This is a genomic window from Neptunomonas sp. CHC150 (assembly GCF_030397555.1).
Classification (GTDB): domain Bacteria; phylum Pseudomonadota; class Gammaproteobacteria; order Pseudomonadales; family Balneatricaceae; genus Neptunomonas; species Neptunomonas phycophila.
This window is the reverse complement of the sequence record NZ_JAPNXU010000006.1, coordinates 429050-445388: the sequence shown is the minus strand read 5'-3', so window position 1 is coordinate 445388 and position 16339 is coordinate 429050. Positions and strand designations below refer to the sequence as shown.

The 16339-nt window shown below is 43.8% G+C and carries 16 protein-coding genes; 6 read left to right on the top strand and 10 right to left on the bottom strand.

The window, feature by feature from the left end:
• The first annotated feature begins 128 nt into the window (after positions 1 to 128).
• Together OW491_RS08135 and OW491_RS08130 are read left to right on the top strand one after the other, a co-directional pair.
• On the top strand, positions 129 to 1427 hold the full coding sequence (locus OW491_RS08135) for an FAD-dependent oxidoreductase (protein WP_290035501.1): 1299 nt from the start codon (positions 129 to 131) through the stop codon (positions 1425 to 1427).
• Between the two features lie 44 nt (positions 1428 to 1471).
• Positions 1472 to 2038 carry a DUF2889 domain-containing protein gene (locus tag OW491_RS08130; RefSeq protein WP_075172268.1) on the top strand — a complete coding sequence of 189 codons (567 nt, stop codon included), beginning with the start codon at positions 1472 to 1474 and terminating at the stop codon, positions 2036 to 2038.
• Between the two features lie 93 nt (positions 2039 to 2131).
• On the opposite strand, the gene rraA is transcribed toward OW491_RS08130, so the two are convergent.
• Positions 2132 to 2626: a ribonuclease E activity regulator RraA gene (rraA, locus tag OW491_RS08125; protein WP_075178935.1), complete on the bottom strand. Its 495-nt coding sequence runs from the start codon at positions 2624 to 2626 to the stop codon at positions 2132 to 2134.
• 244 nt (positions 2627 to 2870) lie between these two features.
• On the opposite strand from rraA, the gene OW491_RS08120 reads away from it, so the two are divergent.
• A complete protein-coding gene (locus OW491_RS08120) occupies positions 2871 to 4013 on the top strand; it encodes a DUF5610 domain-containing protein (protein ID WP_290035500.1) in 1143 nt (380 codons plus the stop codon).
• A 65-nt stretch (positions 4014 to 4078) separates the two neighbouring features.
• On the opposite strand, the gene OW491_RS08115 is transcribed toward OW491_RS08120, so the two are convergent.
• Complete coding sequence (locus OW491_RS08115) at positions 4079 to 7138, bottom strand: FAD-binding and (Fe-S)-binding domain-containing protein (RefSeq protein WP_290035498.1); 3060 nt, start codon at positions 7136 to 7138, stop codon at positions 4079 to 4081.
• A 133-nt stretch (positions 7139 to 7271) separates the two neighbouring features.
• On the opposite strand from OW491_RS08115, the gene OW491_RS08110 reads away from it, so the two are divergent.
• Positions 7272 to 8219: a LysR family transcriptional regulator gene (locus OW491_RS08110; protein WP_215151797.1), complete on the top strand. Its 948-nt coding sequence runs from the start codon at positions 7272 to 7274 to the stop codon at positions 8217 to 8219.
• Position 8220: 1 nt separating this feature from the next.
• Here OW491_RS08110 and OW491_RS08105 read toward each other — a convergent pair whose 3' ends face one another.
• The 4 genes from OW491_RS08105 to OW491_RS08090 all read right to left on the bottom strand — a co-directional run bounded on the left by OW491_RS08105 (position 8221) and on the right by OW491_RS08090 (position 12287).
• Positions 8221 to 9048 carry a S1-like domain-containing RNA-binding protein gene (locus OW491_RS08105; RefSeq protein WP_290035497.1) on the bottom strand — a complete coding sequence of 276 codons (828 nt, stop codon included), beginning with the start codon at positions 9046 to 9048 and terminating at the stop codon, positions 8221 to 8223.
• 120 nt (positions 9049 to 9168) lie between these two features.
• Positions 9169 to 11181, bottom strand: a complete 2013-nt coding sequence (locus OW491_RS08100) for a methyl-accepting chemotaxis protein (protein ID WP_075178938.1) — start codon at positions 11179 to 11181, stop codon at positions 9169 to 9171.
• Positions 11182 to 11429: 248 nt separating this feature from the next.
• A complete protein-coding gene (locus OW491_RS08095; protein ID WP_075172274.1) occupies positions 11430 to 11615 on the bottom strand; it encodes a hypothetical protein in 186 nt (61 codons plus the stop codon).
• A 159-nt stretch (positions 11616 to 11774) separates the two neighbouring features.
• Positions 11775 to 12287: a DUF4124 domain-containing protein gene (locus tag OW491_RS08090; protein ID WP_075178939.1), complete on the bottom strand. Its 513-nt coding sequence runs from the start codon at positions 12285 to 12287 to the stop codon at positions 11775 to 11777.
• Between the two features lie 186 nt (positions 12288 to 12473).
• On the opposite strand from OW491_RS08090, the gene OW491_RS08085 reads away from it, so the two are divergent.
• Positions 12474 to 13046 (top strand): alkylphosphonate utilization protein, encoded by a 573-nt coding sequence (locus tag OW491_RS08085; RefSeq protein ID WP_075178940.1) that lies wholly within the window; start codon positions 12474 to 12476, stop codon positions 13044 to 13046.
• 75 nt (positions 13047 to 13121) lie between these two features.
• Here OW491_RS08085 and OW491_RS08080 read toward each other — a convergent pair whose 3' ends face one another.
• The 3 genes from OW491_RS08080 to OW491_RS08070 all read right to left on the bottom strand — a co-directional run bounded on the left by OW491_RS08080 (position 13122) and on the right by OW491_RS08070 (position 14701).
• A complete protein-coding gene (locus OW491_RS08080) occupies positions 13122 to 13529 on the bottom strand; it encodes a hypothetical protein (RefSeq protein ID WP_218648394.1) in 408 nt (135 codons plus the stop codon).
• A 101-nt stretch (positions 13530 to 13630) separates the two neighbouring features.
• Positions 13631 to 14125 (bottom strand): peptidylprolyl isomerase, encoded by a 495-nt coding sequence (locus OW491_RS08075; protein ID WP_277253136.1) that lies wholly within the window; start codon positions 14123 to 14125, stop codon positions 13631 to 13633.
• A 24-nt stretch (positions 14126 to 14149) separates the two neighbouring features.
• Positions 14150 to 14701 carry a TIGR00730 family Rossman fold protein gene (locus OW491_RS08070; protein ID WP_075172279.1) on the bottom strand — a complete coding sequence of 184 codons (552 nt, stop codon included), beginning with the start codon at positions 14699 to 14701 and terminating at the stop codon, positions 14150 to 14152.
• An 82-nt stretch (positions 14702 to 14783) separates the two neighbouring features.
• On the opposite strand from OW491_RS08070, the gene OW491_RS08065 reads away from it, so the two are divergent.
• Positions 14784 to 15257, top strand: a complete 474-nt coding sequence (locus OW491_RS08065; RefSeq protein ID WP_075178943.1) for a CreA family protein — start codon at positions 14784 to 14786, stop codon at positions 15255 to 15257.
• Here OW491_RS08065 and OW491_RS08060 read toward each other — a convergent pair.
• On the bottom strand, positions 15254 to 16156 hold the full coding sequence (locus OW491_RS08060; RefSeq protein ID WP_075178944.1) for a LysR family transcriptional regulator: 903 nt from the start codon (positions 16154 to 16156) through the stop codon (positions 15254 to 15256). The two genes, OW491_RS08065 and OW491_RS08060, sit on opposite strands and share 4 nt — an antisense overlap.
• Positions 16157 to 16339: the final 183 nt, after the last annotated feature.

Sequence of the window (16339 nt, the reverse complement as noted above, 5' to 3'; positions counted from 1 at the left end):
CGCCCACCTCCACTTCATTCTGACCAAGGCCAGTTCAAGCTTATTGCTGCTGGCCTCTCTACTCACGTTACAGGCTACGCTACACTCTACCTATTGTTTAATGTATTCAAGTAGCGCCAAGGTAGAACATGATACACATTGCCATCATAGGTAGCGGCCCCAGTGGTTGCTACATCGCTGATTACTTAGCTAAAAAGCTCGATAACGCCCAAATTGACGTATTTGATCAGCAACCAACGCCATTTGGCTTGGTTAGAAATGGGGTTGCTCCCGACCATCTCATTACCAAAAACATTACTCGTCAATTAGAAAAAGCATTTGCTCGACCCAATGTGCGTTTTATTGGAGGTGTGCGTATAGAATCTACCCCTCAAGCTCACTCTTACTGCGCATCATTAACGCCTTTAGAGCTTGAAAAGCACTACAACATTATCGTATTGGCAACAGGAGCCACACACGATAGGCAGCTAGATTTACCAAACCAAGACATAAATGGGGTCTACCCTTCCGGGGCATTGGCAGCATGGTATAACGGGGATCTAACTCAGAACCAGCATCCCTATATTGGTACAAAAATTGGCATTATTGGACATGGAAACGTTGCTTTAGATGCCGCTCGGCTATTACTCAAAACTCGCGAACAACTCTTAAAGAGTGACATGCCCGATCATGTAATCAATGCCCTAACCGAATCCCAACCTAACCGCGATATTTATTTAATTGGCCGAGGCAGCGCTGCGAACGCTCACTTTTCCTCAGGAATGATCGCCGAAATTTTAGAACTTCCCAATGTCGCCTGCTATCGCACTGACACAAACATAACCGAGGAATTGCCACCCGATGTTCTCAAGCTGATACCTAAAGAGCACCACAGAGATCGACTAAAAAACCTAGCGTTATTCAGGAAAATACCTGTTCTCAACGGTGACCTTGTAAAGATAAGGCCAGCTCACTCGCCACGATTAACCTTTATATTTGACACTACACCAGTCAAATTAAATGGGGAAGAACGAGTAGAAGCTATCGACTTACGTACCTCTGATGAGACCAAGACCCGACTACCGATCGATACGTTAATAACTGCGATTGGCTTTGAGCAATCGCCGACTTCGCTTAATTTCACCGAACCCACTTATTCGGTAGGCTGGTGTAAAAATGGGGCAAAGGGTGTCATTCAAAGCAATCGGGTTGATGCGGTAAATACAGCAAGAGACATTATTAATGCAGTGCAACAAAGCGTTCCCTGCGACAAGATTGGTTATCGTGGTATAAAAGCAATATTAGATACTCAACCTGCGCTCATTACGTCTTTTAGTGACTGGAAACGTATCGATGAACATGAACGAAATGCAACAACAGAAGATAGACCACGTAAAAAACTAACTGACTATGCAACGCTGACAGCACTCATTAATGCAGGCAAATAACTAGCTTTGCCGACCTTGATACAACTTAACAGAAGCTTTTAACTATGCCTTTATCGACACCTTCAAATCGATCATTATTTCATACCCGCTCCGTCAAATGCCAAGGGTATAAACGTGAAGACGGGTTATGGGACATTGAAGGCCATATGACTGATGTAAAAGCCTATGATATGCCACACCCTGATACCTCAGATAAAACGCTTAAAGCTAATCAGGCACTCCACGATATGTGGTTACGTATTACCGTAGATATGGACTTGGTAATACATGATGCCGAAGCGGCAATGGATAGTACGCCGTTTGAGTATTGCCCCCAAATAACCCCAGCTTACAAACAGTTGATTGGATTACAAATCAAAGGGGGTTTTACAAAACAAGTTAAAGCCTTGCTTGGGGGCATTAATGGCTGCACCCATTTAATCGAATTGCTTGGCCCGATGGCAACAACCGCATTCCAAACAACCCATCAAATACGTCGCCAAACGCAAGATTGGACAGAGACAGGTCCTGTACCCAAAATTATGGATACCTGCCACTCGTGGAGCCGAAGCGGCCCAGTTGTAAAAAGGAAGTGGCCACACTTTGCATCAGACGCTGAAAACGATTCGTGAAACCACTATAGAAAAGAAACGTAACCAACTGATTTATAAACCATAGATAAACAATTATTATCTATGGCTTAACTCTCATATAGGCAGCCTTGCTTAGCTCTCAGCTGATAAAGTGAGTGGCTCTGCAGACACCAGCACACCGTTATTATCAGCATACACATATTGTCCTGGCACAAAAGTTACCCCACCAAACGTGACAGGGACATTCAAATCTCCTAAACCACGCTTATCCGTTTTCATTGGGTGTGTACCTAACGCTTGGACACCCACATCGAGCTGCCCTATGGCATTCACATCACGCAAACAGCCATTAATGATGATGCCTTCCCATTCATTTTTTTCAGCTTTTTCAGCTAACATATCCCCTAACATGGCACGCCGCATAGAAGCCCCGCCATCAATAACTAAAACTTTGCCTTTGCCAGGCAAAGCCACTTGTTCACGCACTAGAGAGTTATCTTCGAAAGCTTTGATGGTCACAATCTGCCCCCCAAAGGTTTCTCGCCCACCAAAATTACCAAACATTGGCTCAACAACTTGTACTAAATCAGGAAACTGATCACATAGTTCCGGCAATAAATCTTCCATGGGTTTCTCCTTAAGGCAATAAAAGACATGACATTACTATTGTAAATTTCGCACCTGCAAAATGCACTACAACCATTGACCTACTCACCGGGACATTAAGAGTTCGATATTAGCTGATTACTGAGCCTTACCCTTGTGAGGCACGTATGAAGATGAAAGTTTTTCAATCAGGCGTTTGATTCACTTTAGATAGTCTAGGCTTAGTCGATATATACGATAAGTAAATCAAGTTTGGGGCGGGAGCATGTCCATTACATTGTATTCACAGTTCACATCCGGTTTTCAGAACTCTATGGTTAGTTACCAAGATTCTTTAAATGCCCGGACGCCACAAGCCGCTTCTGAAGATACGGTACTCAACCGATTAGCCGAAAATATTCCAGGTATGAGTGCTGGGGATCTTAAATCATTGGACAGTGATGATTTCTCGCCTGAGAAGGTAGCTAACCGGATCGGAGATTTTGTTGCTCAAGGGCTAGAAGCCGCTCGTCGTAGTGGGCGTTCAGAAGAAGACATCCAGAATATGTATAACGCTGCCGTATCTGGCGTAGAAAAAGGCTTTGCTGAAGCAAGAGACATTCTCGACAACTTAGGTGCTCTTAAGGGCTCCATAGCAGAAAATATTGATGAAACAGAAAAGCAAACGTTTGCTGCTTTGGATGCTATCAACCCATCAGCTCAAGATGCGGCCAATAGCGCTACTATCAGCCGACTAACAGCCGCCGAACGCTATGAGCAGTCAGAATCGCTATCTTTAAAAGTAACAACCCAAGATGGCGACGAAGTAACGATCAACTTTTCCAATCAAAGCCGCTATGAGCAGTCGTTTGGCGTTGAGTCTGATGGTTCAAACACATCTGCCCTATTCAACATAAGCCGAAGCGAAGCAAGCAACTACCAATTTTCGGTCAATGGCGACTTAGATAATGATGAGATTGACGCACTTCAAAATCTAATTAAAGACGTGAATGAAATCGCTGGCGAATTTTTCGATGGTGATACCCAAAAAGCCTTTGATATTGCGAGTGAGTACCAGATGGATAAATCCGAATTATCCTCTATGAACTTACAGCTCACACAAACTGAGCAATACAGCTCTGTGGCTAAATATAGCCAAGTAGAAAACCAAAACGCGGTGACACAAGATGCCGCTAAGCGCTTAGGTAACTACGCACAAAGCTTTGAAAATGCCAGCGCAGCCCCAACGCTAGACTTTGTGAAGGAGATCCGCGAATTTAGCCAAACACTATTAGAGTCACTGGTAACGCAGGATGCAAGATATCGAGAGGCCGATAGTGAACAGCAAAACCGTTATAACAGCCAGCTAGATGCCATAGCTGAACTGACTAACCGAATGCAACCGTCGTTTGTACACAATCAGGAGTAGCATACTCCTAAACCTTTCGGGGCCCTATGGGCCCCTTTTTAATGCCTATAAAAGTGATTAGTCTTCTATCTGGCAGCCCTTAGCAAATCTAACAATACTTGTGCAGGATGCGGTATTACCTGCTTATCCATCCGCTTAACCTGGCTTCGGCAAGAGTAACCAGTAGCCACTAACTTCCCTTTATTGTCCGGGTCGTTAACCACATCACTCCAACTTAAGTTATAGATAGTCTGAGAGGTCGCTAAGTTATCGGCTTCATGACCATAAGTACCGGACATACCGCAACACCCTACAGGCTGCACAGACAATGTTTGGCCTAAGTCGGTGAAAATTGATTGCCATTGACGTAAAGACGGTGCTGCCGATGTCTTTTCTGTGCAGTGGGATAACAGTTTATATTCACCGCTTCGTACATTCACAGCACGCTCTTTAATGCGTTCAGACTGAGTGGCTAACCACTCTTGAATGAGATTAACTTGCGGGGTCACCTCAACGACTTGAACATACTCTTGACGGTAAGTTAATGTCATAGAAGGATCCACTCCCACTAATGGGATGCCATGCGATTCTAGCGCTTTAAGCATGTCTGCATTTTTTATAGCCGCCTTTTCAAAAGCTTTCATAAAACCATGCACATGTAATGGCTTCCCATTTGGCATGAAAGGGGCGACCAGTACAAAAAAGCCTAATTCACGCAACAAATCGACTATATCAAGCACCAATGATGCTTCGAAATAACTCGTAAATGCATCTTGAACGATGATCACAGCTTTATCTCGCTGAGCAGGAGATAAGGTAGCGATCACCTGTGGTGTTGCTAATTCCACCGCCCTCTCTTGTAGCCCTTTAACCAAAGAACGTGCACTAATACTTGGGCTATCAACCATACCCACTGTTTGGCGCAGAACTCGTTTAACGACTTTATTTTCCATCGCCCAGTTATAAGGTGCGGGGAATTTAGCGATAGTCGGGATCATCATTTCTAACCCGCCTACCATATAGTCCTTCACTGGGCGCAGGTAGCGGCTGTAATACACTTCAAGGAAACGAGCTTTAAAGTCAGGCACATTGACTTTAATCGGACACTGACCCACACATGATTTACATGACAAGCAGCCTTTCATGGCCTCATGTACCTCATGCGAGTAATCGTACTCACCCTTCTTCTTATTCAGGGAGTTTTTAATACGCACCGGAAGTGACTTAATGAACGATGATTGTTTCACCTGTTCACTGGCATCTACCAGACTAACGCCTTGATTAGACATTAAGCGTAGCCATTCTCGCGTTAAAGATGCACGGCCTTTAGGTGAGTGTATACGCTGACGCGTACCTTTCCACGAAGGGCACATGGCATCTTTTGGATCGTAGTTATAACAAGCGCCGTTCCCGTTACAATACACAGCGGACCCATAAGCCGCTCGTGTGTCATCTGGAATCTGACGGTCCAATTGCCCGCGTGTTTGCACTTCATCTATTTTTAGCAGTTCTACACCGGCTAACAGAGGCGTCGCTATTTTACCCGGATTAAGCTGGTTATTTGGGTCAAACCAACCCTTTATGCGCTGCAATTCAGGATACAGCTCACCAAAAAATGCAGGGGCATATTCAGAACGAACGCCCTTACCATGCTCGCCCCATAGCAAGCCATTATATTTTTGGGTCAGCGCCGCCACTTGATCTGTAATTTCTCGAATTAAGTGCTCTTGCGCCTCATCTTTCATATCAATAGCCGGACGCACGTGTAAAACGCCCGCATCAACATGCCCAAACATCCCGTAAGCTAATCCGTGATTATCGAGCACAGCTCTAAATTCCATGATGTAATCAGCGAGGTTCTCCGGAGGAACTGCCGTATCCTCAACAAACGGTATAGGTCGGCGCTCACCTTTTGCGTTACCCAGTAAACCCACAGACTTTTTACGCATGCCCCAGATTTTGTTGATTTCGCCCGCGCCTAAGGCAACCGTATAACCAAAGCTCTTACCAGGCTGGCCCGAAACATCATCCAAGTGTGCGGTTAGGCGGTCAACTTTAGCACGCAGCTCCTCTTCATCATCAGACGTATACTCAACTAAATTAATCCCCTGTATTTCAGGGTCTCCTTCGTTGACAGGGAAATAACTGCGTACCGTATCCCACACAATATCGCCCATAGCCAAGTTAAGTACTTTGGAATCTACCGTTTCAATTGACGTTGGCCCCCAATCCATCAGCGCTTTAGCATCACGCATGCTGGTCTCAAAGCTGTCATATTGAATGTTGATCAAAGCCGAGTATTTGGGAATAGTCAGAACATTTAGTTTGGCTTCTGCAATAAAGCCTAATGAACCTTCACCCCCACACAGAATAGAATTTAAATTGAAGCGGCCTGATTCATCTCGAATATGCGCCAAGTCATATCCGGTCAAACAACGGTTCAGAGGTGGGAATTTGGCATCAATCACCGATTTTTTTTCAGTGTATAGCTGATCAAGATCGCGATGCACTTGGCCGATGAGCCCAGCTTGCTGCTTGATTTCTTCCAGCTCATCTTCCTCTAAAGCAAACGAATCCCACACCGTGCCATCGAGGAAAACACTGGTCAGTGATAAAACGTGATCGCGCGTTTTACCATACATGCAACTGCCTTGCCCGCTAGCGTCGGTATTAATCATTCCACCGACAGTCGCTCGGTTACTCGTGGACAATTCCGGTGCAAAAAATAACCCATAAGGTTTTAGAGCCGCATTTAATTGATCTTTAACAACGCCAGACTGCACCCTAACCCAGCGCTCTTGCACATTAATTTCTAGAATTTTGTTCATGTGCTTGGATACATCAACAACCAAACCATCGGTTAACGATTGTCCGTTCGTCCCTGTACCACCGCCTCTAGGTGTTAATACCACACTTTTAAAAGAAGGCTGCGCAGCAAGCTGTGCAATCAGCACCAAATCATCAGTTGATCTAGGATAAATAACACCTTGCGGCAATACTTGATAAATACTGTTATCCGTTGATAGCGCTATGCGGTTCGCATAATCATTATTCAACTCGCCTTGAAAGCCTTTAGCTTTTAGGGTGTTAATAAAATCCAGATAGCGTTGAGCCGTGGTTTCAACAACAGAAATACGTGGGATCATGGGTCTTGTCATCAATATAATTAGAATGCACACATAATGCAGAAGTCTTATTAATCATTCAAACGATAAAATTTAATGAATTAATCGCTAAAAATGATAAATTAAATACCTTTATAAACCTGAGTATCAACTCATGCTCCCCATCAACTATCGTCACCTTATTGCCTTTATCGCTGTTTCGCGCCAAGGAAGCTTTACGCAAGCGGCTGCGCATTTACATGTCACTCAATCCACTCTAACGGCCACCATCAAACAATTAGAGTCACAGACCGGTATACAATTACTGGACAGAACCACACGACGTGTCCACCTGACACAAGCCGGTGAACGCTTTTTTCCTGTCGCCGAACGTCTAGTATCCGACTTCGATGCCGCTTTGTCGGATTTAAAAGCAAGCGCCTTACAACAACAAGGCAGTGTATCGTTAGCGGCTTCAGCTTCTGTGGTAAGCACTCTACTACCCAATGTTATTGCGCAATACCGACAGGATTTTCCGAACGTAGCGATGACAATAATCGAGGAAGGTGCTAGTGGTATAGAGTCCGGTGTAGATGACAACCGCGCCGATTTTGGAATTGGGAGCAACCACAGCAACCAACCCACCCTTCACTACACCCCCCTAATTAAAGACCAGTACGGGGTAGTGCTCCCTCAAGACCACCCTATTCTTGACCAAAACCCAACGCTGATTAACCCTTCAGATATCACTAGTTTTCCACAAATATTTTTAACCAAAGATAACGGTATAAGATTACAATTAGACGAGTATTTGCAACAGTGGCCCACAATAAGTAAACGTGCAGCCGTCGAGGCCACAACACCTGCAACCTTAGCTTCATTGATTAAGTCGGGAATGGGTGTAAGCATTTTACCGGCACTAGCCGCCTCTACCTCGGCGTTTACCGAACTGACATTTGTGCCGTTGGATCAACCCGATATGTATAGAGAACTCTGCTTGATAACTCGCAGGGGTCGCTCGTTAAGCCCAGCAGGCGAAGAGTTGATGCGTAGGGTTATAGAATTATTAAAAGATATAACGCTGCCTCCTGGTGTCGAGAAGGCAGCACACCTATTGATATGAGTTACTTTAAATCAATGCCATTGGGGCTAATAGTAATAAGCCCCTGTTTCATTAAAGCACCGATAGACATCTTATAGGCTTTTTTGCTGACCCCAAATGTTTGATAAATATCTTCTGGCGCGGATTTATCACCCAACGGGCTATGGCCACCACGATCTTCTAAATCTTCTAGTATGCGACGCGACAATTCATCTACTTTGCCATATCCGGGTTTATCTAACATCACATCGACTTTGCCATCTTCGAGTACCCGTTTGATATAGCCATCGAGAGTTTGACCAACACGGACTGTTCTAAACAGGTCTTGATTGTGCAGCAAAGCCTGATACTGACCATCGACAAGAACCAAAAAGCCAAGATCACTTCGGCGCCAAACAGATAAGCTCACTTGCTGGCCCATTTTTAGATGCTCAGGCGCAGGCTCTAAAAACTTCTCAATTTTAGCCGACGCAGCCAGTCGGTCACTGTTGTCAATGTAAACACGTACGAACACCTTTTGACCAACTTCTAAGGGCTTGCGTTGTTCACCGTATGGCAACAGCAACTGCTTAGGAAGCCCCCAATCCAAAAAGGCACCTATGTTATTAACCTCAGCAACCTTTAAGTAACCGAATTCGCCTGCTTTAGCTAAAGGGACACGTGTTGTAGCGACAATAAAATCATCTGTATCAAGGTACAAAAATACATCAACTTTATCGCCGACAGTCACTCCCGCGGGCACATCTGCCTTGGGCAGCAACACTCCACCAAATTCACCGCCATCCAGATAAACACCAAATTCAGCTTCACGTATTATGCTTAGGGTGTTGTTTTTGCCTATTTCAATCACTGTGTTTACCTGTCTTATTACTGTGCTAATACAAAGCGCAACCTTACCAGATGTCACGCCTACGCCCAATCTAAACCATAAAAAAAGGAGCCAATGGCTCCTTTTATCTATATTTAAAAATCATCGGCTTTGATCGAGACTTTTAAGACGCTCGATAGCTTCGACTTCTTTATCAATTTGATCCATTTCTTGAGTTATGTGGCTGATGTAATCCACGCTTTCACGCATTTGCTCGCCCGCTTTTTGAGAGGAGCCAACCAAATTTTGCATCTCATCGCCCAAGGCCAGAGCCCCTTCAGCAATACGAGCCATGGACTCTTCTGTGTTGGTAATGGTTTTACGAATCTCATCAATCGAGCCAGTAACCGCATTAATGGTGTCACCCGTTTGATTCAAACTTTTTTGCGTATTATGAGACAGCTGACGTACTTCATCTGCTACAACAGCAAACCCTCGCCCCGCATCGCCAGCCCTTGCCGCTTCAATAGCAGCATTAAGAGCTAAAAGGTTTGTTTGGTCCGCAATGCCCGATATAACACTCAAAATCGATAACACTTCTTCTGAGTTATGCTTTAGGTGCTCTACTTTGTCGTGCAATGCTTTTCGGTCTTCATTTTGGCTTTCTATACTGGTAGAAAACTCCGTAAAACGCCCCTGTATATCTTCAACGACTCTACCGGTTGTTACCGCATAGTCAGAAACATCATTAAAGCTATCTACCATTTTTCGCAACAGTGGACGATATTCGCCCATATATTCAACAAGCTTCGATTGCACCGTGTTTATATGTTTTAAGCTGTTGGTACGAGATTCTAAAAAGAACTGCCTAAAGTCGCTGTAATGCTGCGGAAAACGATCAGCATATTCATCTTTAAACCGTTGCCCTTCCTCCACTTTAAAAAATAACAATGCGGTTAGTGTCTGGTTCATATGAACGCCCAACAACTCACCAAAAGTCGAGAAACCCGCCACAGGAATATCCGAGAAGTTAACAACCTGGCTTAAGTTATTCGCATTATTTAACCGGCGTAAGATACAGTCATTAGCAAGCATTGCGATTGGTTTAGCTGACTTGGTGGCCATAAACGCATCAAAATCTGAGCGAGTTGTGCTTGCAAAATCTTTGGCTTTCACTAAGAAGAGTTGATCACCAAACTCCATGTCGCAAAAAAATGAAATACTACCACTGTCAGTATCAATGCCAGCTGTGGATCGTATAAATAACTCTGAGCCGATTTTTACAGCAAAAGAATAACCAACCAATGCATCATTTAACTGAGCGGGCTGGCATCGGAAATGATCACACAAGGCGTTAACAAATGTTTTTAACTCAGATGAGCCTTGAGAGACAACTGAGCTTACCTGCCGAGTGTATATATCAGATTCAATAACCGTAAAGGCCGTTGCTGTTTCTTCAAAATTATGAGATTTAAAAATGCCGTAACGTATTTGAGGCGCTAATTTAGCAAAGGCAATAACAGCCGAATTCCTAGCAACCCTATCGCCATCAAAGACTAGCGCTTGCTTAAAATCTAGTTTCCCGCCAGCTGAGCCACCAATAAAGTAGCATGGGAACAAACCACTCTCATACAACCCTTGCATAAAGAAGTTTTCACTGGCGGTTAACCCATCGAAAAAAGTAATGGCAAGGGTGTCTTGATAATTCACATCAAAGGGTAAAGTGACCTTTGAAATTTCCGCCGACAACTTTTCGACACGCTCTTTTCTGGATATAGACACCTGTCCGCTCTGGATATCCTCACAGAGTAGAGGCACTGATCTGATTTCTACGTGAGTGAATATCTCACTACTAAAGCTTTGCAGAACAATATTATCCCAATGCCCTTCGGCCGAATGATAAAGTGAAGATTGGCATGTGCTTAGCTCACCGGCCGTCATAACACCCATCACTTTCTTCGCAAAGGGCATGGCCGATTTTAATCGGCGCATTGTATTTTCAAAATCTAAATGTGGAGACACATAGGCAATTACAAGAGAACATTCATCCTGATCAAACGCTAACGACTCAAGCGACTCAGGTGCTATTTTTTGGCTTGTAATCGAGACTATGTTAATAGGAGCTTTTGAGCTACGTGTAATGTTATTTTTCGAGCTGCGTCCGAACCATCCCATCTTCCATTACCTTGCATCTGATGTTTTATTATTCATTCTGTTGAAAGCGCTAAAGCGCAACCAACAATGGCTAACACTATAAATATAGAAGCAAAAATTATATTTGCTGATATTTATCGGCTAAACACTCATAAAACTTGAGGATAAAGCTGCATTATAACGAAACAGGGATTGATGTAGGCAGACTATGAGTTTGGTATAAAAAAGCCACGATATATAATCGTGGCTTATCTAGGATATTCACCAGATTAGTGAAGGTTGTCATACTTCTTTTTTATCTCGATCAGCTGAGGCTGAATATCAAGGGGGGCATAATTCATGGCTTGTTCAAAAAGCTCCTTGTTATCATCTGACAGGCGGTCCTCTTCTGACATTGCTGTAAGTTTACGCATAGCCTCGACAAATTTAGGATGTAATGATTCATCTTGATGCATGGTGTAGCCCTCCAAAAGTGTCGCGTTAGAAACGCGTTAAATACCAAAAGTGGTGTTTAAAGATGTCCGGAAATCCGGCAAAAGTACTTCCTCCATCTTGCAGTTAATATTAATAATGACCGTATAGAGTCTTTTTCTCATATTCGGTTCGATATAAAACTAATCAGTTGTTTGCCGACGGGCGCGATACTCATTAAGAATTTTTTTGTATTCAGCATTAATTTGAGACTTTCTTTCACTCAACTTAGATGCCGGTTCATCAGTATCTTCAATAATTTGCTGCTTTCGCTCACTCAACGTTTGTTTATCAGCATCATTATACTTAACTGCATCCGTCAAATCGGCAGTGCCACGACTTTGCTTACTTTTTGGGTCCTTCTCACCTTCGCCCAAGTCTTGCTCTTCGTCTGTTTTCTCAGGATTGACTGTAGGCGCTGGTTGACTATCCTGCTCCTTAGGAAAAGCGGACGGAGGAACGCTACGGAAAGGAGTAGCTACATTATTGTATGCTTTTTTTTGAGCATCCACGCCTGCGGGCGCTTGGTCGCTATAATGAACCACACCCTGTTCATCTACCCAGCGGTAGATATCCGCTTGACCGATTCCTGCCATAGCACAAGCAACAAAGACCAAAGCTACACTCTTAACATTAATATATGTTTTAACAGGCATGCGATTCCTTGCTTTTCTACCGGTCGTCGTTAAAAAACCACGTTTGAAGCAACAAAATGATTTAAAAGCAGTATAAAAGTACTTCAGTCAGCCCACCAGCTTTTTCATCCCACTAAATAGCATCCCCTATACAGTTTTATAGTCAAATCTGGCATAATGCGCGCACATTTTATAAGGTTAATAGATATGTCATTAGAACAACGCTTGGCTGAAAGAAGCCAATCAACATGCGAGTTATGCGGCTCAACAAACGACTTAACTAGCTTCGCCGTAGAGCCTTCCGATGGCAGTTTGGATCAATCGGCTTACCTCTGCCAAACATGTACAACACAGATTGAAAATGCTGATGAAACTAACATCAATCACTGGCGTTGCTTAACAGACAGCATGTGGAGCCAAGAACCAGCCATTCAAGTATTGGCTTGGCGTCAGCTGACTCGATTAGCGGGCATGGGAGAAATTTGGGCTCAAGATGCATTAGAGCTGATGTACTTGGATGACGATACGACTAAGTGGGCGCATCAAGGTGCCGAGACCGATGATGTAGAGCCAACGCTAGACTCTAATGGCTCTCCATTACAAGCAGGCGACAATGTGACTTTAATTAAAGACCTGGACGTTAAAGGCGCAGGTTTTACCGCTAAACGAGGCACTGTCGTCAGAGGCATTTCATTGACATCCAACCCAGAACACATCGAAGGACGGGTAAATGGGACACGCATAGTACTCGTTAGCAAATTCCTAAAGAAATCATCATAAGAAATTGATTTTAAAGTATATGCGCATAAAAAGGTGCGCATATGGCCTATTTAGGTATTGAAAAAGTGAGGTCTGTTAACTGTACATTGGTTTATTATCGTTAAGGGCCAACCACCCTTTCACAATGCGGTATATGCCCCAAACCCAATTGGCCAGTAGGATAAAATATCCCACAATAAAAATAGCGGTCAGCAGCCCAACAACAAACCATAAAATCGAGAACCAAAAGGTTTTAATCTGCCAATTAAAATGGCTTTCTAGCCATGTCCCTTCAACATCGGATTTTTTAACATAATTCATAATCACAGCGACCACCGCCGTGATACCGATAAAATAACCAATCGCCTGCAGGGCATAGATGAGCGTAGTTAAATCTTTATCTTTAGACAGGTTTTTCGATTGCGGATCAATGTGTGATTCTGGGTACTCCATCACAACCTCATATTCAACCAACGACACTATATGATGAAAAGTGCGTATCACTAGAAGCCATATTTGCTTATCGGCATAAGCTCAAGACAAGCATCGTCAGCCTCTAGTGACCACGAGTAATTCAGACTACGCATTCAACGCAGAAGTTTCATTTAATGGTGATGCCCGCCTTCACCATGCGCATGCCCGTGCTGTATTTCTTCTGCAGTTGCTTCTCGCACATCTTCTATACCTATTTCAAACGTTACCGTTTTACCAGAGAGGGGGTGGTTAACATCTACTGTCACCATAAATTTACCCACCTTAACAACAGTAACCTGACGCTTACCTTCTTCCGTTTCTAATAGCGCAACCATTCCCGGTTTCCATTGCTTTTGACCAGGCTCTGCTCCTTGCAAGTGTTTTGCCGGTACGCGGTGTACTGCACTATCATCACGCTCTCCAAATGCATCGGCAGGCGCTAACGTTGCTGAAAAAGAGTCTCCAGCTGCTTTACCTTCAAACTCGGCCTCTAACGCTGGCATCAATCCATTATGGCCATGTAGGTAGGCCACCGGTTTACCTTCATCCGTTGCCTCAAGCAACTCCCCTGCCTGATCCTTCAATTGGTAACTAAAACGAACCACTGTATTTTTTGCAACAAGCATCTTTTTTCTTCTCTATAACTGTTATTACATGGCTGAGTGATGTGACTTTGACAAAGACAATAAAGCCGCATCAACAGTGTCTTCTAATGAAACTAATCCTCGGCTATATGCAGAAACAAAGCCTTCTTGTTCCGTATGCGCTAAAAAGCCAAAAAGTTGCTCATAATAACCCAATACGTTTAAAAAAATGGCAGGCTTTTGGTGATAATCGAGGTAAGACCACGTCCAAACTTCAAATATTTCTTCAAGCGTCCCTATTCCGCCTGGCAAAGCTACAAAACCTTCCGCCAACTCTGCCATTTTAGCCTTGCGTTGATGCATATCCTTAACCACAAATAACTGGGTTAACCCTGGATGCGCTACTTCTTTTTTTACCAGTGCATCCGGTATTACACCATAGACCTGACCACCGGCCTTTAATGCACTGTCAGCTATCACCCCCATCAACCCAGTGTGCCCACCACCGTATACTAACGTATGTCCTTGTGTGGCTAACTTAGTGCCCAACTCTTTGGCTATATTGGCATAACCGGCGTTATTACCTAGGGAAGCACCGCAAAAGACGGCAATATTCATTTCAGATTCTCTCTTTGTAGACTTTAGCGCCAATGCGCTTACACTAATCACAATTTAGATATTCGCCATAAGGATCTTGACCATGAAAAAGGCCGTTTTATGTCTTTCTACCCTGTTATTACTCACAGGCTGCTCCGATAACGAAGTCGGTGACGTTAGCCTTGGATTATTTACTTTAAAAGATATTAAGCTTGATCAGATGGTTGATCCTATCGTGACAGGGGTTACTTGTCATATTGCATCGGTGGAGGCTAATTTAAGCCTATCAGACCCAAGCGACAGCTCCATTGCCTGCCGCCAAACCGGTGAAATAACCCCAGAGATGATCGCACAAATCGATAAAAGCAAATCAGGTGAAGTTATTTTAAAGAAATCTAAAAGCATCTTCTTTAAAAATATGAAGGTACGTCGTATTCTGGATCCAGAAAATCAAACGCTAATGTACTTGTCATACTCTACTAAAGAAACAACAGGTAGCTTTAAGCACAGCTTGTCAACGGTGCCTTTATGGGGCACAAAAGCCTATGTTACTCCGCCACCGACCCCATCGAACTAGCACTGCAACACATCTAATTTCAACCCTTGAAGGTTAATAATCATCTCACGTGCGGCGGTTGACAATGGATATCGCCGACGCGTAATGATACCCACATCATGACTAATAACAGGGCTACTTAACGGTTTGCACACGGCCCCCAACTCTAGCATTTGTGCCTCACATAACGAAGGCATAATACTGATACCCAATCCCTTAGATACCATTTGCCCAATGGTCGTTAATTGATGGGTTTCGAGCTGCGGTGATATGTGCAACCCTTCTTGCTCTAAGCGCGCATCAACTAAAAGGCGCACACTAGACGGACGCTGAAGCACAATAAAATCATTCGGTAAAATATCAGCACCGGTTATCTCGGCCTTCGTATTAAGAACATGCTGTCTAGGAATAACCGCCATAAAACGATCTGTGTAAAGCTTCTGAAAGACTAGGTCTTCAGCTTCCCCAGGATCAAATGCGATACCGACCTCTACTCGCCCCGTTCGTACCATATCGATAACGTCCTCAGCTATCACATCGTGAACCGTCAAGTTGATATGCGGGTGGTGCGCCCTAAACTTCAACAACACATCAGGCAAGCAACTTGAGGCAAAAAAAGGCATGGCTGCGATGGCTACTTTTCCTCGAAACAACGCAAATCGGTTGTGCATCTCCTCCAATGCTTCATCTAGTTCTGCTAGCAACCGTTGTGCAGTGGGTAAAAAAGCCTCACCTTCAGGGGTCAAAGCCAACGTTCTGGTTGTACGGGAGAGCAAAGGCCCACCGAGCGCGTCTTCTAAATTCTTGATAGCAACACTCAACGCCGGTTGCGAAATATGAATTTGCGAACACGCCTCTGTAAAACTACGAGTTTTAGCTACAGCTACAAAAGCGCGTAACTGCTTGACTGTAATATTCATTTTCTAAGAACCCTAGATCAGATCAATGACAAGCCATTTATAAATAAAATTTATTATTTATTCGATTAATTGCATTGGATAAATAATATAGAGTGTAAGACACTAGATGCATAATGATTTTCCAACGCGATGGAATAGCGATCCTAATCAGAATTGGGTCACCCACATAAAAGCAACAACTAT

What these genes read in the sequence shown, in the direction of transcription:
- OW491_RS08135 (WP_290035501.1), top strand. Translation starts at nt 129, where the DNA reads ATGATACACATTGCCATCATAGGTAGCGGCCCCAGTGGTTGCTACATC.
- OW491_RS08130 (WP_075172268.1), top strand. Translation starts at nt 1,472, where the DNA reads ATGCCTTTATCGACACCTTCAAATCGATCATTATTTCATACCCGCTCC.
- rraA (WP_075178935.1), bottom strand. Translation starts at nt 2,626, where the DNA reads ATGGAAGATTTATTGCCGGAACTATGTGATCAGTTTCCTGATTTAGTA.
- OW491_RS08120 (WP_290035500.1), top strand. Translation starts at nt 2,871, where the DNA reads ATGTCCATTACATTGTATTCACAGTTCACATCCGGTTTTCAGAACTCT.
- OW491_RS08115 (WP_290035498.1), bottom strand. Translation starts at nt 7,138, where the DNA reads ATGATCCCACGTATTTCTGTTGTTGAAACCACGGCTCAACGCTATCTG.
- OW491_RS08110 (WP_215151797.1), top strand. Translation starts at nt 7,272, where the DNA reads ATGCTCCCCATCAACTATCGTCACCTTATTGCCTTTATCGCTGTTTCG.
- OW491_RS08100 (WP_075178938.1), bottom strand. Translation starts at nt 11,181, where the DNA reads ATGGGATGGTTCGGACGCAGCTCGAAAAATAACATTACACGTAGCTCA.
- OW491_RS08095 (WP_075172274.1), bottom strand. Translation starts at nt 11,615, where the DNA reads ATGCATCAAGATGAATCATTACATCCTAAATTTGTCGAGGCTATGCGT.
- OW491_RS08090 (WP_075178939.1), bottom strand. Translation starts at nt 12,287, where the DNA reads ATGCCTGTTAAAACATATATTAATGTTAAGAGTGTAGCTTTGGTCTTT.
- OW491_RS08085 (WP_075178940.1), top strand. Translation starts at nt 12,474, where the DNA reads ATGTCATTAGAACAACGCTTGGCTGAAAGAAGCCAATCAACATGCGAG.
- OW491_RS08075 (WP_277253136.1), bottom strand. Translation starts at nt 14,125, where the DNA reads ATGCTTGTTGCAAAAAATACAGTGGTTCGTTTTAGTTACCAATTGAAG.
- OW491_RS08070 (WP_075172279.1), bottom strand. Translation starts at nt 14,701, where the DNA reads ATGAATATTGCCGTCTTTTGCGGTGCTTCCCTAGGTAATAACGCCGGT.
- OW491_RS08065 (WP_075178943.1), top strand. Translation starts at nt 14,784, where the DNA reads ATGAAAAAGGCCGTTTTATGTCTTTCTACCCTGTTATTACTCACAGGC.
- OW491_RS08060 (WP_075178944.1), bottom strand. Translation starts at nt 16,156, where the DNA reads ATGAATATTACAGTCAAGCAGTTACGCGCTTTTGTAGCTGTAGCTAAA.